The 22,649-nt window shown below is 64.5% G+C and carries 25 protein-coding genes and 1 tRNA gene; 14 read left to right on the top strand and 12 right to left on the bottom strand.

What is annotated here, in order from left to right; translation table 11 throughout:
• Nucleotides 1–65: 65 nt before the first annotated feature.
• On the top strand, nt 66–827 hold the full coding sequence (locus AC56KZ_RS17880) for an ice-binding family protein (RefSeq protein ID WP_497163538.1): 762 nt from the start codon (nt 66–68) through the stop codon (nt 825–827).
• Between the two features lie 68 nt (nt 828–895).
• Here AC56KZ_RS17880 and AC56KZ_RS17875 read toward each other — a convergent pair whose 3' ends face one another.
• Nucleotides 896–1,495, bottom strand: coding sequence for a CHRD domain-containing protein (locus tag AC56KZ_RS17875; protein ID WP_497163537.1), 600 nt, complete (start codon nt 1,493–1,495; stop codon nt 896–898).
• Nucleotides 1,496–1,991: 496 nt separating this feature from the next.
• Between AC56KZ_RS17875 and AC56KZ_RS17870 the strand changes: the two genes are divergently transcribed.
• Nucleotides 1,992–2,438: a nuclear transport factor 2 family protein gene (locus tag AC56KZ_RS17870; protein WP_497163536.1), complete on the top strand. Its 447-nt coding sequence runs from the start codon at nt 1,992–1,994 to the stop codon at nt 2,436–2,438.
• Between the two features lie 6 nt (nt 2,439–2,444).
• On the opposite strand, the gene AC56KZ_RS17865 is transcribed toward AC56KZ_RS17870, so the two are convergent.
• Entirely contained in the window at nt 2,445–2,981 is a 537-nt protein-coding gene (locus AC56KZ_RS17865; protein WP_497163535.1) for a DUF2058 domain-containing protein, read from the bottom strand.
• Between the two features lie 224 nt (nt 2,982–3,205).
• On the opposite strand from AC56KZ_RS17865, the gene AC56KZ_RS17860 reads away from it, so the two are divergent.
• Entirely contained in the window at nt 3,206–5,560 is a 2,355-nt protein-coding gene (locus tag AC56KZ_RS17860) for a putative bifunctional diguanylate cyclase/phosphodiesterase (protein WP_497163534.1), read from the top strand.
• Nucleotides 5,561–5,642: 82 nt separating this feature from the next.
• Complete coding sequence (gene uvsE, locus AC56KZ_RS17855; protein ID WP_497163533.1) at nt 5,643–6,551, top strand: UV DNA damage repair endonuclease UvsE; 909 nt, start codon at nt 5,643–5,645, stop codon at nt 6,549–6,551.
• Between the two features lie 4 nt (nt 6,552–6,555).
• Here the strand turns inward: uvsE and AC56KZ_RS17850 are convergent, their stop codons facing one another.
• A complete protein-coding gene (locus AC56KZ_RS17850; protein WP_497163532.1) occupies nt 6,556–7,416 on the bottom strand; it encodes a class I SAM-dependent methyltransferase in 861 nt (286 codons plus the stop codon).
• A gap of 103 nt (nt 7,417–7,519) precedes the next feature.
• On the opposite strand from AC56KZ_RS17850, the gene AC56KZ_RS17845 reads away from it, so the two are divergent.
• The 4 genes from AC56KZ_RS17845 (at nt 7,520) to msrA (ending at nt 10,277) form a co-directional block, all read left to right on the top strand.
• Complete coding sequence (locus AC56KZ_RS17845) at nt 7,520–8,512, top strand: cupin domain-containing protein (protein WP_497163531.1); 993 nt, start codon at nt 7,520–7,522, stop codon at nt 8,510–8,512.
• Between the two features lie 50 nt (nt 8,513–8,562).
• Nucleotides 8,563–8,638: transfer RNA gene (locus AC56KZ_RS17840), tRNA-Phe, on the top strand.
• Between the two features lie 183 nt (nt 8,639–8,821).
• Nucleotides 8,822–9,697 carry an alpha/beta fold hydrolase gene (locus AC56KZ_RS17835; RefSeq protein ID WP_497163530.1) on the top strand — a complete coding sequence of 292 codons (876 nt, stop codon included), beginning with the start codon at nt 8,822–8,824 and terminating at the stop codon, nt 9,695–9,697.
• A 52-nt stretch (nt 9,698–9,749) separates the two neighbouring features.
• Nucleotides 9,750–10,277 (top strand): peptide-methionine (S)-S-oxide reductase MsrA, encoded by a 528-nt coding sequence (gene msrA, locus AC56KZ_RS17830; protein WP_497163529.1) that lies wholly within the window; start codon nt 9,750–9,752, stop codon nt 10,275–10,277.
• Between the two features lie 63 nt (nt 10,278–10,340).
• Here the strand turns inward: msrA and AC56KZ_RS17825 are convergent, their stop codons facing one another.
• The gene (locus tag AC56KZ_RS17825; protein WP_497163528.1) at nt 10,341–10,739 is read right to left on the bottom strand and encodes a NirD/YgiW/YdeI family stress tolerance protein; all 399 of its coding nucleotides are present in this window, start codon (nt 10,737–10,739) and stop codon (nt 10,341–10,343) included.
• Between the two features lie 147 nt (nt 10,740–10,886).
• On the opposite strand from AC56KZ_RS17825, the gene AC56KZ_RS17820 reads away from it, so the two are divergent.
• Nucleotides 10,887–11,447, top strand: a complete 561-nt coding sequence (locus AC56KZ_RS17820) for a lipocalin family protein (RefSeq protein WP_497163527.1) — start codon at nt 10,887–10,889, stop codon at nt 11,445–11,447.
• Between the two features lie 6 nt (nt 11,448–11,453).
• Here the strand turns inward: AC56KZ_RS17820 and AC56KZ_RS17815 are convergent, their stop codons facing one another.
• From AC56KZ_RS17815 to AC56KZ_RS17805, 3 genes are all read right to left on the bottom strand, one after another.
• Nucleotides 11,454–11,795, bottom strand: coding sequence for a YciI family protein (locus AC56KZ_RS17815; RefSeq protein WP_497163526.1), 342 nt, complete (start codon nt 11,793–11,795; stop codon nt 11,454–11,456).
• On the bottom strand, nt 11,792–12,262 hold the full coding sequence (locus AC56KZ_RS17810; RefSeq protein ID WP_497163525.1) for a hypothetical protein: 471 nt from the start codon (nt 12,260–12,262) through the stop codon (nt 11,792–11,794). Before AC56KZ_RS17810 ends, AC56KZ_RS17815 begins: the two co-directional genes overlap by 4 nt.
• 65 nt (nt 12,263–12,327) lie before the next feature.
• Nucleotides 12,328–13,230, bottom strand: coding sequence for a LysR family transcriptional regulator (locus AC56KZ_RS17805; RefSeq protein WP_497163524.1), 903 nt, complete (start codon nt 13,228–13,230; stop codon nt 12,328–12,330).
• A gap of 118 nt (nt 13,231–13,348) precedes the next feature.
• Here AC56KZ_RS17805 and AC56KZ_RS17800 point away from each other — a divergent pair, with 118 nt between their 5' ends.
• Complete coding sequence (locus AC56KZ_RS17800; RefSeq protein WP_497163523.1) at nt 13,349–14,488, top strand: aldo/keto reductase; 1,140 nt, start codon at nt 13,349–13,351, stop codon at nt 14,486–14,488.
• Between the two features lie 33 nt (nt 14,489–14,521).
• Here AC56KZ_RS17800 and AC56KZ_RS17795 read toward each other — a convergent pair whose 3' ends face one another.
• Nucleotides 14,522–15,490, bottom strand: coding sequence for a MerR family transcriptional regulator (locus AC56KZ_RS17795; protein WP_497163522.1), 969 nt, complete (start codon nt 15,488–15,490; stop codon nt 14,522–14,524).
• A gap of 133 nt (nt 15,491–15,623) precedes the next feature.
• On the opposite strand from AC56KZ_RS17795, the gene AC56KZ_RS17790 reads away from it, so the two are divergent.
• Both AC56KZ_RS17790 and AC56KZ_RS17785 read left to right on the top strand, forming a co-directional pair.
• A complete protein-coding gene (locus AC56KZ_RS17790) occupies nt 15,624–16,079 on the top strand; it encodes a fasciclin domain-containing protein (RefSeq protein WP_497163521.1) in 456 nt (151 codons plus the stop codon).
• A 116-nt stretch (nt 16,080–16,195) separates the two neighbouring features.
• Nucleotides 16,196–16,354, top strand: a complete 159-nt coding sequence (locus AC56KZ_RS17785; protein WP_497163520.1) for a DUF2256 domain-containing protein — start codon at nt 16,196–16,198, stop codon at nt 16,352–16,354.
• Here the strand turns inward: AC56KZ_RS17785 and AC56KZ_RS17780 are convergent.
• Genes AC56KZ_RS17780 through AC56KZ_RS17765 form a run of 4 tightly spaced genes read right to left on the bottom strand, consistent with a single transcriptional unit; the run spans nt 16,351 to nt 19,212 of the window.
• Nucleotides 16,351–16,560 carry a hypervirulence associated TUDOR domain-containing protein gene (locus AC56KZ_RS17780; RefSeq protein WP_497163519.1) on the bottom strand — a complete coding sequence of 70 codons (210 nt, stop codon included), beginning with the start codon at nt 16,558–16,560 and terminating at the stop codon, nt 16,351–16,353. The genes AC56KZ_RS17785 and AC56KZ_RS17780 overlap by 4 nt on opposite strands.
• Before the next feature lie 35 nt (nt 16,561–16,595).
• The gene (locus AC56KZ_RS17775) at nt 16,596–17,405 is read right to left on the bottom strand and encodes a hypothetical protein (RefSeq protein ID WP_497163518.1); all 810 of its coding nucleotides are present in this window, start codon (nt 17,403–17,405) and stop codon (nt 16,596–16,598) included.
• 43 nt (nt 17,406–17,448) lie between these two features.
• A complete protein-coding gene (locus AC56KZ_RS17770; protein ID WP_497163517.1) occupies nt 17,449–18,036 on the bottom strand; it encodes a TerD family protein in 588 nt (195 codons plus the stop codon).
• Nucleotides 18,037–18,075: 39 nt separating this feature from the next.
• Complete coding sequence (locus AC56KZ_RS17765) at nt 18,076–19,212, bottom strand: toxic anion resistance protein (protein ID WP_497163516.1); 1,137 nt, start codon at nt 19,210–19,212, stop codon at nt 18,076–18,078.
• A gap of 230 nt (nt 19,213–19,442) precedes the next feature.
• Here AC56KZ_RS17765 and AC56KZ_RS17760 point away from each other — a divergent pair, with 230 nt between their 5' ends.
• Entirely contained in the window at nt 19,443–21,260 is a 1,818-nt protein-coding gene (locus AC56KZ_RS17760; protein WP_497163515.1) for a tetratricopeptide repeat protein, read from the top strand.
• Between the two features lie 73 nt (nt 21,261–21,333).
• Nucleotides 21,334–22,644 carry a glycerate kinase type-2 family protein gene (locus tag AC56KZ_RS17755; protein WP_497163514.1) on the top strand — a complete coding sequence of 437 codons (1,311 nt, stop codon included), beginning with the start codon at nt 21,334–21,336 and terminating at the stop codon, nt 22,642–22,644.
• The last annotated feature ends 5 nt before the right edge of the window (nt 22,645–22,649 follow it).

The raw sequence follows: 22,649 nt of genomic DNA, 5'->3' as shown, positions 1-22,649 counted from the left end.
CGGCGAATCCACTCTGTCCTGAAAAAACCAGGCTCGGGATGCGCAACCCATACAAAGGAAAAATCATGAACCGATTCGCGACCAAGCCGCACGCCGTATTGTTGGCAACGATCCTGAGCGCCCTGCTCGTAGCGCCGGGAATCGCCAGTGCGGGCGACTCGTCCCAGATTCAGGCGCCGGTCAAGCTGGGTTCGGCAGCTACGTTTGCGCTCCTGAGCAAAACCGGTATCACCAATGTATATGCCTCAGTAATTACGGGCGACGTTGGCGCCAACCCGATTACCGGCGCGGCAATCGGCCTGACCTGTGGCGAGCTTGCTGCGGGCATCCTCTACACCGTCGACGCCGCCGGCCCGCTGCCATGCAGCGTGACCGCCGCTACCCTGCTGACTTCGGCAGTGAGCGACATGGAAGCGGCCTACACCGATGCGGCCGGCCGGGTCCGTCCTGACTTTACCGAACTCGGTTCCGGCGAAATCGGCGGCAAGACGCTGGTGCCGGGCCTGTACAAATGGGGTACCGATGTCAAGATCTCGACCAACGTCACCCTGGCAGGCGGTCCGAACGACGTCTGGATTTTCCAGGTCGCCGGCGGCATCCACCAGGCCAGCGCAACCCGTGTCACATTGACCGGCGGCGCACTGGCCAAGAACGTTTTCTGGCAGTCAGCCGGAGCGGTGTCGATCGGCACCACCGCCCACTTTGAAGGCGTGCTGCTGGCCAAGACAATGGTCGCTGTAAAAACTGGTGCATCAGTCAACGGACGCTTGCTGGCCCAGACTGCCGTTACCCTCCAGAAGAACAGCGTCACCCAGCCAGCCCCGTAATAAAACGGAGCCGGTACAACAACGCCACCCTCGAGGTGGCGTTGTTGTTTCCGGAGCGCTTAGCCCGGTCAGGCAGCTGCCTGTGTGCGCCGGCGCCGCAATCCCGCCAGGCCGGCCGCGCCAAGTCCGAACAAGGCGATACTGCCCGGCTCGGGAACCGCATTGAGGAAGCCACGAATTTCCCCACCCGGAAACGCGTTCGTATGGATGTTCAGATAGGTGCGGCCGGAATTGAGTCCTGCCAGGAAGGCCAGCCGTGCGCTTGCCACGGTGTTGCCATTGTTCGTGACAAAGGCCGGATTGTAAGACGCGGAGTTTGAGAGGTCGAAGGTCCGGCTGTAGCTGCCTGCAGTGACGCCGAGCGGGAAGCCCGGAAAGGTCGGCACAGGACTGGCGACGCCTGCCACGCCGGCAAACGGAACCGCCGTGCAGCAATGCAGGTGAGCCGCGGTGGTCATCCCCGTCAGGTTCGAAAAGCTCGCGCTGATCGTCATCGTATTCGCCACGTCGTTGATGATGACGGTCGTCTGGCCGGTACCCCGGGAATTGTTCGACGGATCTTCGTTGGTGCCGTTCAGGGTGGCCGAGTACGTCATGATGGCTGCCTGCGCGGCGCCGCCTCCCAGAAATAACAGCGAGACCGATAAGCCAAGGACAAGACGTTTCATGACGACTCCTTTACGTGGTTGGGTGTTTCAGGCACCTTGCATAAAGCGTGCCTGTACAGTTTCATGGGGCGTGGATGGCTTGACACCAGCGCATCGTCAACCCAACTGTAAAGACAGTCGACACGAAAAAGTTACCAAGTTTCAACGCCGTGTTCCTGTGGGCATTCCCTTGCCGCGCCGGTGCGCACGCGTTTCCTCGACCGGGCGCATAATCCTTGTGCCGATAAACCAACAGGAGAGCTGCAATGAGCAAAGCCCAGGACGCCAAGAAGGCAACCAAGAAAGAACCCGCGAAAACCGTGAAAGAGAAAAAGGACGCGAAGAAGGTGAAAAAAGAAGAGAAGAAGCGCCAGCAATAGCGCGGGAGCTGCACGGCAAGGCTTGTGCCACGGCCCACCTTGCATTCCCCGAATCGCGTCCTAGGCTATAGGGAGCGACCGTCTGCGACCTGCGCATCCGCGCGCGCCGCGGACGGCCCGAAACGGGGGGAACCATCATGGACGCACAGCAAAACAAGCAGCTGGTGATCGAAGGTTATCAGCTGTACCAGAGAGGTGACATTCCTCGCCTGCTCGAGCGCTATCACGAGGATGCGCTCTGGATCGAGCCGGAGGCGGAGAACATTCCATTCGCCGGCAAACATGCGGGCAAGGCGGAAATTGCCCGCTTTTTCCAACAGCTCGACGCACATGCGCAGGCTTTGCGCTTTGAACCGAAAGAATTCATCGCCGAAGGCGACAAAGTGGTCGTCACCGGCGAAGCCACCTGGCTGGCCAGGAACACGGGGCGCAGCTACGACAGCCCCTGGGTCCATGTCTTCACCATGCGTGACGGCAAGGTCACCCGCTTCGAGAGCTACCACGACACGGCCGCCGGCGAACGGGCCTTCCGTCCTGACCAGCCCGGACAGGGAGCCGGCGCCGGGGCGCCGCTCCACCATTGACACCGCTTACCACATCAGATCGTCGGGAATCTGGAAGGCCGCGTACGGATCGTCCTCCTCGATCACGGCCGCGGTCTTCTTGACCCGCACCACTAGCGACGCATCGCGTTCGGAAATCTTGTCGGCAATCACGCGCGGCACCAGCTCGGTGCCCTCACCCAGGCGCACGATCACCAGGCGCCCCGCCATCAGGTGCGCCTGCACCGCGTTCGACACATAAATCCGCTCGATCTTCGCGCCGTGCGTGAAGTTGTAGGCGACGTCACCATTGCCCTTGTTCTGGCGGTTCTTCTGCACCAGCTGCACGATTTGCGCCATGATCGCTTTCTGCTGCGCGGCGGCGTCGCGCTGGGCGTTCAGTTCGCGTGCGCGCTCGGCATTCTTGCGCTGCAGTTCGGCGGCAGCCAGCTTGGCCTCGTCGACCGTTTGCGTGCCGGTGCGGCGCTCGATCTTTTGCTGCTTGGTCTTGTCCTGCTGAAGTTGTTTTGCCTTGTTCTTGTTGACCAGGCCGGCCTTTAAAAACTGATCTTGCAACGATGCCATGCTCGGCGCTCCTGTGGGTGGGCTTGTCGCGGCGCGCGGCGGCACGACGCAGGCGCCAGCATAACAAACATGGCGGTCCCCGTTCCAGCATTGCCTGGCGCTGTAGTTTCGCAACACCTGTTCACGATTCAGTGACAAACGGTTGCCACCTCAGCTAAACTGTTGCGCTCCAGCAAGTAACACTGCCACTCTCATCGGCGCTTGCTCGTGTCTCCAAGGCAAACGTGACTTCCCCTACCGACATCGCACACTGGCGCAGCCAGATCTTTTCTCGCCTGATCACGATCGTTCTCGTACTGGGCCTGGTGACCGCCGTGCCCTGCATCGTCATCGCGGTGCGCGAGAAGATATGGCCGATGATCGGCGTTATTCTCTTCTCGCTCGCCTGGCTGGTCGGCGTGCGGCAGCTGACGGGCCTGTCCCATTCGGCGCGGGTGCTGAACTTCATTGCAATCGTTTTCTTTACCTCGATCGGCCTGATGGCCAACGTCGGGCATGTTGCCCAGATTTTCCTGATCGCGCCGCCCGTGTTCGCTTCGCTGCTGCTGGGGATGCGCCCTGCCCTGGCGGCGCTGTCGATCAGCGCCTTGGCCATGCTGGTGCTCGGCCTCACCGGCCTGGCGCCGCTCGACGTCCCCGGTTTTTCCGAAAGCGCCACCGTGGCGGCGATCCTGGCCACGCTGAACTTCCTGTTTGTCGGCGCCTTGATCACCGTGTCTTGCGGGACGCTGCTCGACCGGCTGGCGCAGTCGCTGGCCGCGCTGCGCCTGTTCGCGGCCTCGCTCGAAGAAGGCAAGGATGCCCTGCACGCCGTGAACGCCAACTTGCGCCTGAGCGCCGCCGCGCTGGCCCAGCTCAACGACAAGGTGCTGATCGCGCATGCCGTCGACGCCGACGGTGACCCGGACGGGCGCCAGCCGATCATTTTCGCCAACGACGCCTTCATTCGCCGCACCGGTTTTACGCGCGAAGAACTGCTCGGCCAGAGTTTCACCGGCTTCATCGCGTCGGAAAGCGATCCGGCCCAGGTAGCGCACGTGATCGACGCCATGGCGCGCGGCGAAGGCACGTCGGCGGAACTTCAGGTGTCGACCAAATCGGGGGAACGCTACTGGATCGAAATGGACGTCGTTCCCTTCCGCGACGAGGAAGGCACGCATACCCACTGGGTCATCGTCGCCCGCGACATCGACGAGCGCAGGAAAGCGGCCACCGCCATCCATCGGCTGGCTCATTACGATGTCCTCACCGGGCTGCCGAACCGGCGTCTCCTCATGGAGCGGCTCGAGGAGCGCCTGAAGCCGGGGCGCGATACCCGCCGCTCGGACCGGGCGGGCATGGGTGGCGCGCTCCTGTTCATCGACCTCGACCACTTCAAGTACGTCAACGATGCGCGCGGCCATGCCACCGGCGACGGCTTGCTCAGGCACGCGGCGCAGCGCCTCTCCAGCCTGGCAGGGGATGGCGACATGGTGGCGCGCATCGGCGGCGACGAATTCGTCGTGCTGCTGGGCCGGCTGGAAGGGGGCGAGGCCGAAGTGGCCGCCGCCGCCCTGGCCAGGGCGCACGAGATGTGCGCAGCCTTGTCGCGCGAGATGGATATCGATGGCAACCCTTACAGCAGCTCGGCCAGCGTCGGCGTCGCGCTGATCGCGCATCCGGAACAAAGCGCCGCCGACCTGCTGCGCGAAGCCGACACCGCGATGTACCGCGCCAAGGCGGGCGGGCGCAACGGCGTGGCCCTGTTCGAGAAAACCATGCGCGCCGAGGTGGAAGAACGCCTGACGCTGGAACGGGCCCTGGCGCGCGCGCTCGAACGTGGCGAGCTGTCCATGCACGTGCAACTCCAGTTCGATGCCGACGCCCGCCCTGCCGGCGCCGAACTGCTGATGCGCTGGCGCCGCGGCGACGGACGCATGGTGCCGCCTGACGTCTTCATTCCGGTGGCCGAAGCCACCGGCCTGATCGGCCCGATCGGCCAGTGGGCCCTGCGCCAGGCTTGCCTCACCTGGCTGCAACTCGACGCCGCCGGTCACCCGATGCCGCTGTCGGTCAACGTCAGCCCCTCGCAATTCCGGCAACCCGATTTCGTCGCCGCGGTCCAGCGCGTGCTCGCGCAGTACAAGGTGCCGCCGGGCCAGATTATCCTGGAGGTGACCGAAGGCCTGGTCGTCGGCAACGGCGACGTCACCATTGCGCGCATGCAGGAACTGGCCGCGCTCGGACTGCGTTTCTCGATCGACGATTTCGGCACCGGCTACTCGAACCTGGCCTACCTGAAGCGCATGCCGCTGTACGAACTGAAAATCGACAGGAGTTTTATTCGCGACACACCAGGCGACCCCGACGGCACCGCGATCGTCTGCTCGATCATGGCGATGGCCGCCCACCTGCGCCTGCGGGTGGTGGCCGAAGGCGTCGAGACCCGCGAGCAGGCCGCCTTCCTGGCGGCCAACGGCGCGCCGCACATGCAGGGCTATCTGTTCGCGCGGCCGGCGCCGCTGGCCCAGGTGCTCGAACAACTCGGCCAGAGTCCGCACGGGCACGCATGGGGCGGGGCCGAAGCCGGCGTCGCCTGAAAGGGGCCAGGCTGGCCGCTAGCGCGCTCTCGCCTCGCGCGCGAAGACATATACTGGGATCATCACCTTACGAGATCCCCTTATGCCCAAGCTCGGCCTGGTCTGCATCACCGCCTCGAAAGACATCCGCTACCGCACCGTCACGCGCACGCGCCTGCATGCGCAGGCGCCTGACGCCCAGCGCACCATCCTGGAAGACATTTTTCGGGACAACCTCCAGACCTTCGACAGCGGCCTGCGCTATTGCCTCGATGCCGGTATCAGGCTCTATCGCATCCCTTCCTCGATCTTTCCGTTCGCCGACACCGCCGAAGGCCTGGAGGTGTTGCAGACGCTGGCGCCGATGCTGGCGCGCTCTGGGCGGCGTGCGCTGGAGGCCGGCATCCGGCTGGTAATGCATCCCGACCAGTTCGTCGTGCTCAGTTCGGATTCTCCGAGCGTGGTCGAGAACAGCATCCGCATCCTGCAGATGCACGCCGACATCATGGACTTGCTGGAGCAGCCGCGCTCGCCGTGGGCGCTGCTGGAAATTCACGGCGGCAAATCGGATCGGGCCGATGCGCTGGTCAAGGTCATCGCGGCCCTGCCGGACGCGATCCGCTGCCGCCTCGGCCTCGAAAACGACGAGTACGCCTACAGTGCCGAAGAGATTTATGCCATCTGCATGAAAAGCGGCGTACCGATGGTATTCGATGCCCACCACCACATCGTCCACGAAAAGCTGGACAGTTACGACGACCCGAGCGTCGACGCCATGTTCGAGAAGGCGCGCGCCACCTGGGCCGTGCCCGAACACCAGCTGGTGCACATCTCGAACGGACGGGCCGGCTTCAACGACCGGCAGCATGCCGACCTGATCGACACCATGCCGGCCGCCTACGCCCGCGCGCCCTGGATCGAGATCGAGGCGAAACTCAAGGAAGAAGCGATCCAGGGACTGCAGCCGTGGCTGGCTGGCCTGGGCGCGGCTGCAGCCGGAATCGCAACTTAAGGCCTCAAGCGCTGCGTTTCACGATCACCGCCTCCAGATATTCTGACGGCACCACGAGCGATGCCTTGCCGGCGGTGTTGAAACGCTCGAGCAGCGCCAGGATGTCCTGTTCGAGCGCGGCCTGGCCATCGATGTCGAGCGCGCCGAATGCCTTGTACACCGGGCCGTAATAGTCGCGGAAGATCTGCACCCAGTGCGCGGGCGAGGCATAGCGCATCAGAAACACGCGGCGGTTGGTGCGGATGTCGGCGGCGGCGTCGCCGAACAATTCGCCCAGGTAGGCTTCGGTCCCCCACAGCAGCGGCGACGTCACCCCCGCCGGCGGCGGCACATACTTGCCGATGGTTTTAAACAGCTGGCCGATGAAACTGTCGGGCGTCCAGCTTGCCAGGCCAATACGCCCGCCATCGCGCACCACGCGCAGCAGCTCGCCGGATGAGCGGACATGGTCAGGGGCAAACATCACGCCATAGGTCGACAGGGCGACGTCGAAGGCGCCGGCCCGGAACGGCAGGTCTTCGGCATCGGCAACCCGGAATTCCACGCCCAGCCCTTCGGCGGCGGCGCGCAGGCGGCCCTTGTCGAGCAGCGCCGGCACATAGTCGGTCGAGGTAACGCGGGCGAAGCGGCGCGCCGCGGCCAGCGTCGCGTTGCCGTTGCCGGCGGCAACGTCCAGCACGGTTTCGCCGGCGCGGATATCGGCCGCTTCAGCCAGCGTTTCGCCGACAATCTGCAAGGTCACGCCGATGACGGCGAAATCGCCGCTGGCCCAGGCCGCCTGCTGGCGCCCCTTGATGGCAGCGTAGTCCGGCGCGCCGGCGGGACGGGCTGTCACGGAAGAAGTCGATTGCGTTGATTTGTCCATGGTGGCATCCTCCATCTTCGATCTCCAATATTCCAGTATCGTGCGACGAAGGGACGCCGACTTGACCGCGCGTCGGCCCCTTTTGCCCGCGCGTCCTGCCGCCATGCAGACCGATACCCTCTCCGACGTGCTGCGCCCGGTACGCCTGCGCGGCGCCGTCTTCTACCAGATCGGCTTCCCTGCGGTCTGGTCGGTGGAGGCGCCGCCGATGCACGAACTCGGCCGCCTGCTGTTTCCCGACGCCGAGCACGTCATGGAATACCACGTGCTGGCCAAGGGCGCCGGCTGGGCCAGGGTCGCGGGGCTGGCGCCGGTGCCGCTGCGCGCCGGCGACGTCGTCATCCTGCCGCACGGCGACGGCCACGTGCTCTCGAGCGACCCGGACCAGCAGCCGGCACGGATCGATCCGCAGTGGCTGGCAGCCACCCGCCACGCGCCGAAGCCGATCCCGGTCGTGTTCCACTCGCAATACGAATTCACCTGGGGCGAACATGCAACGCCGGCCGACAACGAGCTGGTGTGCGGCTTCCTCAGCTGCGACCGCCATCCCTTCAATCTGCTGCTCGACGCCCTGCCCAGGTTGCTGCACTTGCCGGCAGGGAGCAGTAGCGCCCACGCCGACATCGGCGCACTGGCGCTGCGCGCCGACCGCGGCCTGCCGGGCGCCGCCGCGCTGCTCGAGCGCGCCAGCGAAACCATGTTCATCGACGCCCTGCGGCGCTACCTCGAACAGCTGCCCGCCAACAGCACCGGCTGGCTGGCCGGGCTGCGCGACCCGCAGGTCGGACGCGCCCTGGCCCTGATCCACCGCTCCCCTGCCCGCCCCTGGACGATCGACGACCTGGCGCGCGCGGCAGCCTTGTCGCGCTCGGTGTTCTGCGCGCGCTTCCTGCGCCTGCTGGGCCAGCCCCCGATGCAATACCTGGCGCGCTGGCGCATGGAAGCCGCCGCCGGCATGCTGCGCGCAAGCCGAGCGCCGGTGGCCTCGGTGGCGCTGGACGTGGGCTACGAATCCGAGGCGGCCTTCGCGCGCGCGTTCAAGCGTGAGGTATTCACTTCCCCAGCGCGCTGGCGCCGCATGCAGCATGCGGGCTGAGCCAGCGGCGCAACCGATCCCCGTAAAGTCATGCTAAAATTCGCCGCCTTGGCCTGGTAGCTCAGTTGGTAGAGCAGAGGATTGAAAATCCTTGTGTCGGTGGTTCGATTCCGCCCCGGGCCACCAACAATAAGCAAGCAAAACGCCAACCCATGCAGGTTGGCGTTTTTGTTTGTGAAGTCTGCATTCCTTGTGTCCGGTTCATTACCGACAACGCATCCCTCGCGAGAATTCCTGCCGGACGCGGTGCTTGTGCCCGCTGGGGTAGGCTTGCAGCATACGCACGTCCGTGCGATGAGAGGATCGATCATGCATCACATCCGTTGCGGCACCGGCAAGCCTTTGCTCCTGATCCATGGCCTTGGCGGCCATTGGCAGAGCTGGAATCCCATCCTGGCCGATCTCGCGACAACGCGCGAAGTCATTGCAGTCGACCTGCCCGGCTTTGGCCAGACGCCGAAGCTGGCCGGCGAAACCTCGATCCGGACCCTGGCGAATGAGACCGCCGCCTTTCTCCACGCCGAGGGCCTGGATGGCATCGATGCAGTCGGCAGCTCGATGGGTGCGCGGCTGGTGATGGAGCTGGCGCGACGCGGTGGGAGCGTCGGTGGCGTGGTAGCGCTCAACCCAGGCGGCTTCTGGCAGGGATGGGAGCGCCACGCCTTTTTCAGCTCGATCTACCTGTCGATCAGGTTGCTGCGGCTGCTGCGCCCGGCCTTGCCGGCAATCTGCGCCAATCCGCTCGGCCGCGCTTTGTTGCTGACGCAATTTTCTGCCCGGCCGACGAAGCTGGCGCCGGACACCGTGAGCGATGAATTGTGCAGCTATGTGGGCTCGACGGCTTTCGACGAACTGCTAGCCCAGCTCGCTTACGGCGAAGAGCAACAAGGGGCGCCTCGCAACAGCATCGCGCATCCACTCATCATTGGCTGGGGACGCCGTGACCGGGTCTGCTTTCCGCGTCAGGCCAAGCGCGCGCTGGCCTTGTTCCCGGATGCGCAATTGCACTGGTTCGATCGCTGCGGTCATTTTCCGCACTGGGATGCGCCGGCGGAAACCGCACAGCTGATTCTGAGCGCACTGTCCGGCGCGCGCGTCACTGCTGCGGCCGGTCTCTCGCACGAGCGCCATGAAAACCATCCTGAACACTATTTCAGTCCGCAGCTGCCACAGTCCACAGCCTGATCATGTCAGCTAGGCTCTGTCGGCACACTACTCATTCAAGCAAAGGGAACCAATGACACTTCACACTGAAACCGCCATCCTGGCCGGAGGCTGCTTCTGGGGCATGGAGGACTTGCTGCGGCGTATTCCCGGCGTGCTTTCAACGCGCGTCGGCTACACCGGCGGCGACGTGCCCAACGCCACCTACCGCAACCATGGAACCCACGCGGAAGCACTCGAACTGGTGTTCGATCCGGACAAGATCAGCTATCGCCAGATCCTCGAATTCTTCTTCCAGATCCACGACCCGACCACGCCTGACCGTCAGGGCAATGATAGGGGGATGAGCTATCGCTCCGGCATCTATTACCTGGATGAGGCACAAAAGCGCATGGCCGAGCAGACCATCGCCGATGTCGACGCGTCCGGCCTCTGGCCCGGCAAGGCCGTTACCGAGATCGCCGCGGCGGGGCCTTTCTGGGAGGCCGAGCCGGAACACCAGAATTATCTGGAGCGCATTCCGAACGGGTACACCTGCCATTTCATCCGACCAGGCTGGAAACTGCCTGTCCGCCAGGGATCAGGACCGGCAGGGGATTGATACCTACGACACAACAACGCCACCCTCGGGTGGCCTTGTTGTGTCACCGACGTGATTGCACCCTTATTTGGTCACAACCTTCATCTGCGTGACCTCGAGGGCGGAATCCTCGAAGGTGTTCTTGTCGAACTCGCCCACCAGTTCAACGACCGTATTCTGGTCGATGCGCGCGCCTTCCGGGAAACGCCTGTCGTCGATTTCCACCTTCATCTTGCCGCTGGCATCGGCAAATTCATAGTTGTCGCCACCATTGTGCTTGAGCAGTTTTCCCTGAACGCGCACCATCTGGCCATCCTTGCCCTTCGCCAGCAGGTCTTTCGCCTTGATCATGGGATGGTTCGCCGCGGCGGCCTTGGCGGTCGGTTTGCTCGACGGCCCCGTGTAACCGGCAGGCTGGGCGATCACGAGTGCCGATGCCGTAAGTGCTACGGTCATCAGCGATGCTTGGACAATACGTTTCATGGCTGGTCCTTTCGCGTGCTTGTGGATAAGACAAGATCAGCATGTATTAAACCATAGCTTGATTAAAACCTTCGTTATGCTTCGGCCCGCCGAAACTGAGGCGGGCTGCTGGAGCAGCAACTTGAAAATCCTGCCATAGTGGCGCACATGAAAACCATCCCTTCCCTTTCCCTTTTACTGGCGCTGGTCGCCATCCACGCCATGCCGGCACAGGCGCAAGACGCCGGAACGAGGCGCCCGCTCGCCACGATCGCATCGCTGGATGTGCCACGCTACATGGGAAAATGGTATGAGATTGCGAAGTTTCCCAACAGATTCCAGCGCGACTGCGTCAGCGATACGAGCGCCACCTATTCTGTTTTGCCGGACGGGGAATTGAAAGTGGTAAACCGCTGTCGCCAGGCCGATGGATCGGACAAAAGTGCAGAGGGCGCCGCACGCCAGCTTGGCGGTGCGGGCTCGCCCAAGCTCGAAGTGCGCTTTGCACCGGCCTTCCTGTCCTTCATTCCCATGGTATGGGGTGACTACTGGGTCATCGACCTCGACCCGAACTACCAGCTCGCCGCGGTCAGCGACAGCAAGGGCGAATACCTGTGGATCCTGGCACGCACACCGAAGGTGGCCAAGGCCAGCTACGACGCGCTGCTAGGCCGGCTCGCGGCACAGGGCCTGGATGTTGGCAAGCTCGTCGCCACGTCGCACAAGTAAGCCCGCTCAGCTCTCGGGGTCGTAAAAGAATTCGCGAAGCTCCTGCTCACAGCGGCAGGCTGCGGCGAGCCGTGCTGCCCATTGCACGGCTTCCTCCCTCGAAGGCAGTTCGAGCACGCAAAAACCTCCATCGAACTCGCTCGTCTGGGGGTAGGTTTCGGTGCTGCAGCTGCCGTTTGCAGCAACCTTTACCGACGCCACTTCACTGTTGATACCCCCGCCAAAGACGTAGATCCCGGCAGCCTTTGCTTGCCGAATGACTTCACGCGAGGCATCACCGACCGCCGCCATTTCAGCGGCAGGAACAGTCATCGCACTCGCAGGGAAGGAGATCAAAAATTTACTCATTCTTTCTTTTCCCTGAATTCAGCATCGATCACCGTGGGGTCGCCGCGCCTGGAAGGGGTGCGTCCAAAGAACTTGAGGACGGATGACGAGATGCGGCCGAACATCGCCCGCCTCAACCAGGGCCAGGTCAGGACAAACATGGTCGCAAACCCGGTGAATGCCGCGGGCACGTAGTCGACTTGCCACAGGAAGTGCAAGGTGCACAGGGCAAGGATGCCCAGGATGAGCGGCCGGCGCAGCGGTTTGGGCAAGAGCCCGACAATGCGCAGCTTGCGATTGCGTATCAAGGGAAAGCGTGCAAACAGGGCGCCAAGCAACAGGCCTGCCATCACGCGGCCTGTGCCGAGATAATCGCCCAGAACCCCGACGACCAGGTAACCGGCGTAAGTCATGGTGCTCGCCAGAATAAGGAGCCCGATGAAGGCCACGGCGAGCGCCAGCTTGGGCGCACGTAGCGCCGCTGTCATTAAAAAGCCTAGGATTTGTGTACTCCTGTGAAGATCGCTGTGAGGTGCCGCAAATTTTAACAGTCTCAAACGTCGCGCATCGCTGACTTGGCCATTTTTTGGCCAAGCATCTTGACCAGCAAGGAAAATGCCGGCGTCGGCTGGCGTCGGCTTGGATAGTAGAGGTGGTAGCCCGACATCGGAGCCGACCAGTCTGCCAACACCCGCACCAGCCGTCCCGCCGCCAGGTGCTCCGCCACTACATCTTCAGGCAAATAGGCCAGTCCCAATCCCGCCAGGGCGCTGTCAAGCTGCAATGTGATTGTGTTGAACGCGAGTTGGGCACCGGGTCTCACCTTCAGTTCGCGCCCGTCTTTTTCGAAGGGCCACGACCAGACGCCTCCCGAGGTCGGCAGGCGCAGGCCAATGCAACGATGCGCGTTCAGCTCGTGCGGCGTGTGGGGCTTGCCATACCTTTTGATGTACTCGGGCGTCCCGACCACGCATTGTGTGAAATCCGGACCGATGCGCACGGCGATCATGTCTTGCGCGACCTGTTCGCCAAGGCGTACCCCTGCATCGAATCGCTGCGCCACGATGTCGGCGAGACTGTAGTCATTGATGATCTCGACGGAAATGTCGGGATAGTCGGGGAGCAAGGCCGCCAATGCCGGCAACAGGATCGTCTGCGAGGCATGTTCGACCGAACTGATGCGCAGGCTTCCCGCAGGCTTGTCGCGCAGCGCGCTTAGCTCAGCCAGCCCGGACGCGATACCGTCGAAATGCGGCCCGATCGATGTGAATAGCCGTTCGCCCGCCTCGGTGGTCGAGACGCTGCGCGTCGAACGTGTCAACAAGCGCACACCGAGCCTGCCTTCCAGGGCCGTGATCTTGGCACTCAAGGCCGGTTGGGAAATCCCGAGCTGCGCGGCTGCCCGCGTAAAGCTCTGTTGGGTCGCGACTACGGTGAACGCAACCAGGTCATCCATGCTCTCCTTACTCATTCATAACCCCTGCCTATAAGCGCAAGACGATTATCGCATCTAATCATATGCAGTGCGCGCTGCTAAAGTCCCTGCTTCACCATCAACACGCAAGGAGATGAGCATGGCAAGTGACGGCAATCACCTATTTGAAAGCACAGGACGGCGCGGTTTCATCAAGCATTCGGCGCTGCTCGGCGCGGCCACGGCGCTTGGCGCATTGCCTGGCGCGAGTGCGGCGCAGGCACCAGGAAAACAGGACGTTCAAGGGAATTTCATGCAACAACGCAGTTTGGGAAAAATGAAAGTGGCGGGAATCGGCCTGGGCTGCATGAACTTCGCCGGAAATTACAACGCGCCGGTCTCGAAGGAACAGGCTGTCAAAGTGATCCGCAAGGCCGTCGAGAGCGGCGTGACCTTCTTCGATACCGCTGAAGTCTACGGGCCTTATACCAGCGAGGAATTCGTCGGTGAAGCGCTCGCGCCGTTTCGAGACAAGGTACAGATTGCAACCAAGTTCGGTTTCGCGATCGACGGCACGATTGCCTTGAACAGCCGCCCGGAACATATCCGCAAAGTGGTCGAGCAATCACTTCAACGGCTGAAAACCGACTACCTCGACCTGTATTACCAGCACCGCGTGGATCCGGCGGTGCCGATTGAAGAAGTTGCCGGTGTACTGAAGGACTTGATCAAGCAGGGCAAGGTGCTGCATTGGGGCCTGTCCGAAGCCAGTGCCCGCAGCATTCGCCGCGCGCATGCCGTTCAGCCGGTATCAGCCGTGCAATCGGAGTACTCGCTATGGACACGCAACGTCGAACTCAACGGCGTCCTGGCAACCTGCAATGAACTGGGCATCGGCTTCGTGCCCTGGTCGCCGCTCGGTGCGGGCTTCCTGAGCGGCACGATCGATACCAACACCAGGTTCGACGCGAAGACCGATTTTCGCGCCGGCTTCCCGCGCTTCTCGAAACAATTCTTGAAGCAGAATATGCCGATCGTCGAATGGCTCAAACGGTATGCCGCACACAAGGGGGCAACGCCGGCGCAGGTCGCCCTGGCCTGGCTGCTGGCGAAGGGACCGAATATCGTGCCGATCCCCGGCACCCGCAGCGAGGCACACCTGCTTGAAAATCTCGGCGCCCGGCGCCTGCGCTTGACGCCTGCCGATGTCCTCGAGATCGATACGAAGCTCGGCAAATACCCGGTCTTTGGTGACCGCATGGGCGAAGCACACATGAGTTCGATCGACTACACCGTATAGTAATCGCCTCGATGTTGCCGGTTCGCTTCAGCCTCAGTTCTGCTTCCAGGGCAGCGGCAGCCCTTCGGCCAGGGCAAGCTTCTCCAGTGCTTCTTCCAGCACCATGCGCGCCTGTCCGGCCGCGTCCTCGAGCTGGGCATGCAGGCGCGCATCCTCGGGATTGCGGTGGGCGCAGCTGGCACTGTAGCGCTCGAAACTGAACAGCATCATCAACAGGTCCGACAGGTGGCGCGGGCATTCGCAGGCCAGGCGCTTGCTCGCGGCCGACATGGCCGCCAGCGATTCTTCGTCGAAACGGGGCGGCGCGACCGCCGGCGCCGGCGCCTGCGCTTCCACCCGCGGCAGGCGTTGTCCGGACAGCGCCGAGCGGCACAACAGCGCCAGCTCGCCGAGGTCGGCCGGCACGCGCGCGACCAGGCAGCCTTGCGCGCGTAAGGCACGGATGGTGGCGCTGGCGCAGAAACGGTAGAGCACGACGACGGCCGCCACGCCGGACACCGCGCGCGCCGCGGCAAGCAGCGGCAGGATCGAGTCGTCGATTTCGGACTGTTCGACTACCAGCACCTGCGCCTCGCCCACTTCGCAATCCCCGGTGACTTGTCCCAGGCCGGCGCAACTGGCGCGCACGTCGAGTCCGAGCCCCTCGCGCTCGGCCGCCACGCGCCGCGCCAGGCTGGCGCCGACCAGCAGTACCGGCACCCTGCCCCTGCTTGCGTTGACGCCCCCGCCCCCGGTGGCGAGCATCGCCTGCAATTGCTCGCGCGACAGGCCGGCCAGCACGCCGATCGCATGCCCCTGGTCGACCAGCTGCTTGAGCAGTCCCAGGCGCGTCACCTGCTCCGCCGAATACAGGCGCTGTCCGCGCTCCGAGCGCTCGGCGTCGGACAGGTTGTAGCGGCGCTCCCAGATGCGCAGCGTTTCCACCGGCAAGCCGGCCAGCCGCGCTGCGGCGCCACTACGATAGGTGATGCGGTCTTGTTCCATTGGCGTCGAGGTAGTCATTGGCTCCGTCCCATTATTGTCCCAGCAAAGTCTCATTATAATGCGACAATCCTTGGACAAACCACCGAATACAAATTAAATTGTGTCCAGGCCAGTTCACAACGGACTGCCACACCACCAACAGGAGCCTTCCATGAAAAAAATCTTGCTCGCCCTTCCCCTCGCGTTTGCAATCGGTTCCGCATCGGCCGCCGACATCGTGGACACCGCCAAAGCGGCTGGCAGCTTCAATACCCTGATCGCGGCAGTGCAGGCAGCCGGACTAGTCGATACGCTGAAGGGCCCAGGCCCGTTCACCGTTTTCGCACCGACCGACGCCGCCTTCGCGAAAATCCCGAAAGCCAAGCTCGACGCGCTGCTGAAAGACAAGGCAGCCCTGACCAAGGTGCTGACCTATCACGTCGTGCCAGGCAGCGTGATGGCCGCCGACGTCAAGCCGGGCAGTGTCAAGACCGTCGAAGGCAGTTCGTTCATGGTCGCCATGAAGGGCAAGAATGTGATGATCGACAAAGCCAAAGTCGTCAAGACCGACATCGCGGCCGACAACGGCGTGATCCACGTCATCGACTCGGTGATCATGCCGAAGTAAGCAAGTAAGTTAAGCCTCATTTGCGAACGCGTGGGCAAACGCATCGCAGGCAAGCCGAAACGCCACCTCCCGACAGACGGGCGGTGGCGTTTCTCATTTTCGGGCAGAGTCACACGATGAAAATGCGCAAGAAATCCGAGCTGCCCACCAAGATTTGCGCGCATTGCGGGCTGCCTTTCAGCTGGCGCAAAAAATGGGAGCGCGACTGGGAGCAAGTGAAATATTGCTCGGAGCGCTGCCGCCGCAGCGCCAGGCCGGCGGGACAAGAAGCTTAGATTTTCTTTAGCGCGTCCGGCTTGTGCGCCGCCTCCGCACCGGTCTTGTCGCTGGCAACCAGGTACTCGGGATTGTCTTTCGAGGCCGCGACATGATGGCCCTTGATCTCGATGGGCGAAGTCAGCTTCTTCTTGACGACGCCCGTGACGGTTCCCTGGGACGAATGCCATTCCACCTTGTCGCCAACCTTGAATTCGTTTGTCATGCCGGTTCCTTTGGATGATGTCGGGTTTGAGGATGCTAATTACCCTGGGTCTGGGCCTGCGCCATCTCGAGCGCGGGCAAGGTGACCGTCAGGAAGGAAGTGATCTGGCCGATCAGGTCGGCGGCTTGCTGGCGTACCTGGCCCATCTGCAGCATCGACAGCTCCGCCTGGCGCACCGCTTGCTGGAGCAGCGTGCGGCGCTGCACGAGGGCGTCGGCCAGGGTGTCGTCGAGAGCGCCGCCGGCCAGCTTCGACACCACGACCAGGGCGGCGAGGTGCAGGTTCAGGTTCATGGCCGACTCCTCCAGGTTGCGCATGGCGACCTCGCTGTCGGCCATGAGTTGCAGGAGCTGCGCGCGGCTTGAGGTCAGCGCGGGTTTGTACAGGGCCGGCGGTGTCGGGCGGCGAAACAGCTTGCTCAATACGCCGCTCGGGGTCCTGGTGCTCTCGAGTGCATCATCGAGCAGCGCCGGGACGGCCATCTGCGCGAACTTCAGCACCAGCTCGGTAACGGGCTGGAGCAGCGTGGCCTGCTGCATCAAGGGCGCTTCCGCCCACTGCGCCACCAACGACAGCCTGACCGGCAGGATGCGGCGAAACAGCGCCGCCAGCCGGCCCTCGGCGTGCGCGCACAAGACCGGATACTCGGCGCGCGCGATCGCCAGGGCGTCGCGCACCGCCGGATGGTCCTCGCTTTCGAACAAGGCGCGCGCCACCGGGGCCGGGCTGGACGATGGCGGCGCTGCCGGGAGCGCGTCGAAATCGAAGGCCCGCGGCACAGCCGAAGGGCTGGCCGGCTCGGGAAGCGGCTCCTGCTCGGCGCCGAAATCGAAAGGCTTGGGCATCTGGTGTGTCATTGGCAGCGCGCGGCCGCGCGCGTGGCGCTGTTCAGACGGTGCCGCCGAGCTTGCGGATGAAAGTCGCCAGGTTCAGCTTGAAGCCGGCGCCGACGGCCTGGAAGCGCCACTCGCCATCCTTGCGGTACAGCGAGCCGAACTGCAGCGCCGTCTTGTCCGCATAGTCTTCGTCGAGGTCGTACTGGGCCAGCACGGCGCCGGTCTCGTCGTTGTAGACCTTGACGTAGGCGTCGGTGACGCGGCCGAAGGTCTGCTTGCGCGCCTCGGCGTCGTGGATGGTGACCACGATCGGCATTTCCATGACGGCCGCGTCGACCCTGGAGAGGTCGACGGTGATGACTTCGTCGTCGCCATCCTTGTCGCCGGTGCGGTTGTCGCCCGAGTGCACGACGGCGCCGTCCGGGGAGGTGGTCTGGTTGTAATAGACGAAGTGGGCGTTGCTGATCATGACCGGGTGGTCGTCGGCATCTTTCTTGCAGAGAAACACCGACGAGTCGAGGTCGAAGGCCTGGCCTTCGGCCGCATTGACTTTCCATCCGAGGCCGATACGCACCCGCTTCAAGCCCGGCGCGGTCTTTTCGAGGTTGATGCGGTGGCCGGTTTCGAGCATCGTCGACATGGACTTTCCTTTACGTGTGAATTGAGCGTGAGTGGTGGATTACGCCGCGGCAGACGGCGCGCTCGCGGAAAAGCGCGCAATCAGCTCGCGCTCGAGTTCCTGCAGTTTCGGCAGCTCGTCGCGGCGGCGCTGCTGGCCTTCGTTCGAGATCTGCTCGAGCTTGTCGAAAGCGCTCACCAGCTGGGTCTGGACGTGCTGGGCGGTTTCCAGGCTGACCAGGGAACGCTGCTTGGTGCGGGCCACGGTCTCGGTATTTTCCAGCAGCATGTCGGCCTGGGCGCGGAAGGCCGCGTCGGTGGCGTCGTAGGCGGCATTCGCCACCGCCGCGCTCTGCTTGGCTTCCAGCTGCAGCAAATACAGCGAGAACACGTTGCGCCAGGCCGGAATCGAGACGTTGACGATGTCCGTGAAGGTGTCGGTCAAGGCCCTGGCATTGTCCTGGGACAGGCGGATCTGCGGCACCATCTGCGTGGCCATCAGCATGGCGCGGCGCAAATCGTCGATGCGTTTTTCCAGGCGTTCCAGGCGGCGCTTGAGTTCAGTGGCCTGCTGAGCCTCGAAGGCATTCACGGGCGCCGCTTGCTGGGCAACGGCGAGGCGTAGCTGCTCGGCCCAGGCTTCGCCCTTCTTCACGTCGGCATCCAGGCCCTGGTAATAAATTTCCAGGCCCTTGTACATCTCGTCGAAGTCCTGGATGCGGCTGCGGTGCACGTTGGCGTGGCGCGTCATTTCCGCGACCAGGGTGTCCATCCGCGATTCGACCACCTGGTACTGCGACAGCATCTTTTCCTTGACCGAGCCGAACATGTTCGTCACGCGCGACATCAGGCCGCCGGAACGCAGCTTGGCCGGGTCCAGCCCCTTTGAAGTGGCGATCAGTTCGTTCAGCTGGGTGCCGAACACATCCGCATCCGAGGCACGCACCGTGCCGAGCAGCTTGGCCGACACCTTGGCCACGCCCGTGCCGGTATTGCCGCCCAGGGACTCGATGGCCTTGTCGTCGATGCCGGAAATATCGACCCGCTGCTGCGGAACCGGGCTCGCCTCCGGACGCAATGCCGGCAGCGCATCGAGGGCGGGAGCGGAACTGAACAGCGGCGGCAAGGCGGACGGTGCCGTAACAGGCTGCGCGGCCGATGCGTTCGCTTCTTCGTCGGAGGAGAACAGCGGTTTCATAACTTTCCTTCAGGTTGAAGTGACAACATGAATAGCTTACCACCGGTGAATCGGGCTGAGCGAGTTTCGCTATCCCGCCAGGGGCGGCAGCAATTGCGCACCCCCGAAATCGCCAACAATTCTGGCCTCGCGCAAGCCGGACGACAGAGCGCGAAACTTGGAAGCTTTCGCTGTACTCTAATGACAATGCCTGTATCACCCAGCAAGCAGGAAGGCCGGAGGAAAGCATCATGACACCACGTTTCGTACTGCTGTGCGCCGCCGCCGGTGCGGCGTCCGTCCTGGTTGCCGCACCCCTCTCGCAAGCCGGGCGCCAGCCCCTCGCCTTCGATCCCCTGTTCGCCCCCGGCGCCGCATGTTCGCCGGCGCGGGCCGGACGCCCGCCGCTGCTGGACACCCTGGTGCTGGCGCAGGCGGAAACCCGGCCCTTCCAGCCAGGCCGGCAAGCGCCCGCCAAGGCGCCGCCGGACCAGGCTGGAGCGCCGCCGCTGTATGGCGACCTCGGCACCCTGCACGTGCCGATCACGACGCGTAACCCAAAAGCGCAGGCCTATTTCGACCAGGGCATGCGCCTGAGCTTCGCCTTCAACCACGCCGAAGCGGCGCGCGCCTTCCGCGCCGCGCAAGGCGTCGATGCCGGCTGCGCCATGTGTTACTGGGGCGAAGCCCTGGTACTGGGCCCCAACATCAATGCGCCGATGTTCCCCGAGGCAGTCGCGCCGGCCGTCCGGGCCGCGGCGCAGGCAATGCGCCTGGCAAAAAACGCCACCCCTGCCGAGCAGGCCCTGATCCGCGCCGTGGCGCGCCGCTACAGTGCCGACCCGGGCGCCGTATCGGGTGAAAAGCGGGCCGCGCTGGACCGGGCCTATGCCGACGCCATGGCCGCGGCGGCGCGGGCGCACCCCAACGACGACACCATCCAGGTCCTGTTCGCCGAAGCGCTGATGGACCTGGCGCCCTGGGATTACTGGGCCGCCGCCGGCACCCAGCCCAAGCACCGCACGGCCGAGACGGTCGATGCGCTCGAGCGCGTCCTCGAACGCAACCCCGGCCATCCCGGCGCCGCCCACTATTACATCCACACGATGGAGGCTTCCGCCCACCCCGACAAGGCCCTGGGCGCCGCGCGCGTGCTGGCGCGCCAGATCCCCGGCGCCGGGCATATCGTGCACATGCCTTCCCACATCTATTACCGCCTCGGCATGTACCGGGAAGCGCTGCAGTCGAATGTGGAAGCGGTCGCCGTCGACGAAAAATACTTCGCCAGCTCGCCCAGCGATCCCGTCTACCGCGGCGCCTACTACCCGCACAATATCCACTTCGTGATGGTGTCGGCCCTGATGGGCGGCAACGGCAAGACCACCCTCGATGCCGCAGGCAAGCTCGACCGGGCGGTCGGGGCCGATACGGTGGCGGCCATCGGCGCGCTGCAACCGGTCAAGGCCGCGCCGTATTTCGCCCACGTCCAGTTCAGCAGCCCTGAGGTGCTGCTGGCGCTGCCCGACCCTGGTCCCCAGTTCGTGCTGGTCAGGGCGATGTGGCATTACGCGCGCGCCATCGGCCATGTGCGCATCGGCGATCTCGAGGCCGCGAACCGCGAAGTGGCCGCCATCGAACGCATCGAGCGCAGCGGCGACTTCAAGCCGCTCACCGACTGGGCCATACCGGGACGCGAAATCGTCCAGACCGCCAGGGCGGTGGCGCGCGGGCGCATCGCCGACCGCCAGGGCAGGCTGGCGCAGGCCATCGCCTCCTACCGCGAAGCCGTCGCGATCCAGGACGCCTTGCCCTACATGGAACCGCCCTACTGGTATTACCCGGTACGCCAGTCGCTCGGCGTGGCCCTGCTGCGCGCCGGCCAGCAAGACCAGGCCGAAGAGGTCTTCCGCGCCTCGCTGGCGCGCACCCCGAGCAACGGCTGGGCCCTGCGCGGGCTGATGGAGGTCTACCGGGTGCGTGGCGACGGCGCCGCGCTGGCCGCGGCCCGGCAGCGCTTTGCGAATACCTGGCTCGGCAAGCCGGAAGGGCCGGCATTGTCCGCGCTCTAGGCTGAGCGCCGGTGGTACATTTCCACGTGCGGGCCATTGCCCGCAGTGCGGAACGTTCATCGAAAGAAAACACATGCCCAACACCGGATTTGCTGGCTCCCCGCGCACGCTGCTGCGCGCCATGTTCGACGCCGCCGTCGCCGCCGCCCAGCCCGCACTCTGCCTGCCGCCCCACCTGCTGCCCTATCTGTCCTCTCCGCCGCGCGGCCGCACCCTGGTCATCGGCGCCGGCAAGGCCTCGGCCGAGATGGCGCGCGTGCTCGAAGCGCACTGGCCGGGACCTTTGAGCGGGCTGGTCGTCACCCGCTATGGCTATGCCGTGCCCTGCGAACGCATCGAGATCGTCGAAGCGGCTCATCCGGTGCCGGACGCCGCCGGCATGCGGGCGGCCAGGCGCATGCTGGACATGGTGGAAGGCTTGAGTCCGGACGACCTGGTGATCTGCCTGATCTCGGGCGGCGGTTCGGCGCTGCTGCCGCTGCCCGCGCCGGGCCTGGACCTGCTTGACAAGCAGCGCCTGAACGCGGCGCTGCTGGCCAGTGGCGCGACGATTACCGAAATGAACTGCGTGCGCCGCCATCTGTCCGCCATCAAGGGCGGCCGGCTGGCCGCCGCCTGCCATCCGGCGCGCGTCGTCAGCCTCTTGATTTCCGACGTGCCGGGCGACGACCCGGTCGACATCGCCAGCGGGCCGACCTGCGCCGACGCCAGCACCTGCGCCGACGCGCTGGCCGTGCTGGAACGCTACCGCATCGCGGTGCCGGCCCAGGTGCGCGACCTGCTGGAAAGCGGCCGCGGCGAGTCGGTGAAACCGGGCGACCCGCGCCTGGCCGGCCATGCCATCGCCATCATTACGGCGCCGCAGATGGCGCTGGAGGCCGCCGCCGCGGTGGCGCGCGCGGCCGGGGTGCCCGCGCACATCCTGGGCGACAGCATCGAGGGCGAAGCGCGCGAGGTCGGCATCGTCATGGCCGGGATCGCACGGCAGGTGGCGACGCGCGGCCAGCCTTTCGCACCGCCCTGCATTCTTCTGTCCGGCGGCGAAACCACGGTGACGGTGCGCGGGGGCGGCCGCGGCGGACGCAATGTCGAGTTCCTGCTGTCGCTGGGCGTGGCGCTCGATGGCCTGGCGGGCGTGCACGCGATTGCCTGCGACACCGACGGCGTCGACGGCCAGGAAGAGATCGCCGGGGCCTTGCTGGCCCCGGACAGCCTGGAGCGCGCCGAAGCGCTGGGCCTGCGCGCCCGCGCCAGCCTGGCCGACAATGACGGCCACGGCTTTTTCGGGGCACTCGGGGACGCGGTGGTGTGCGGCCCGACCCTGACGAATGTAAATGACTTCAGGGCGATTTATATCGGCGGGGACGGCGCGCGCCGTTCTTGATCCGG

The sequence above is a fragment of the Telluria sp. LT2P34 genome (genome assembly GCF_059685915.1).
This window is presented reverse-complemented; position numbering and strand designations above follow the sequence as displayed.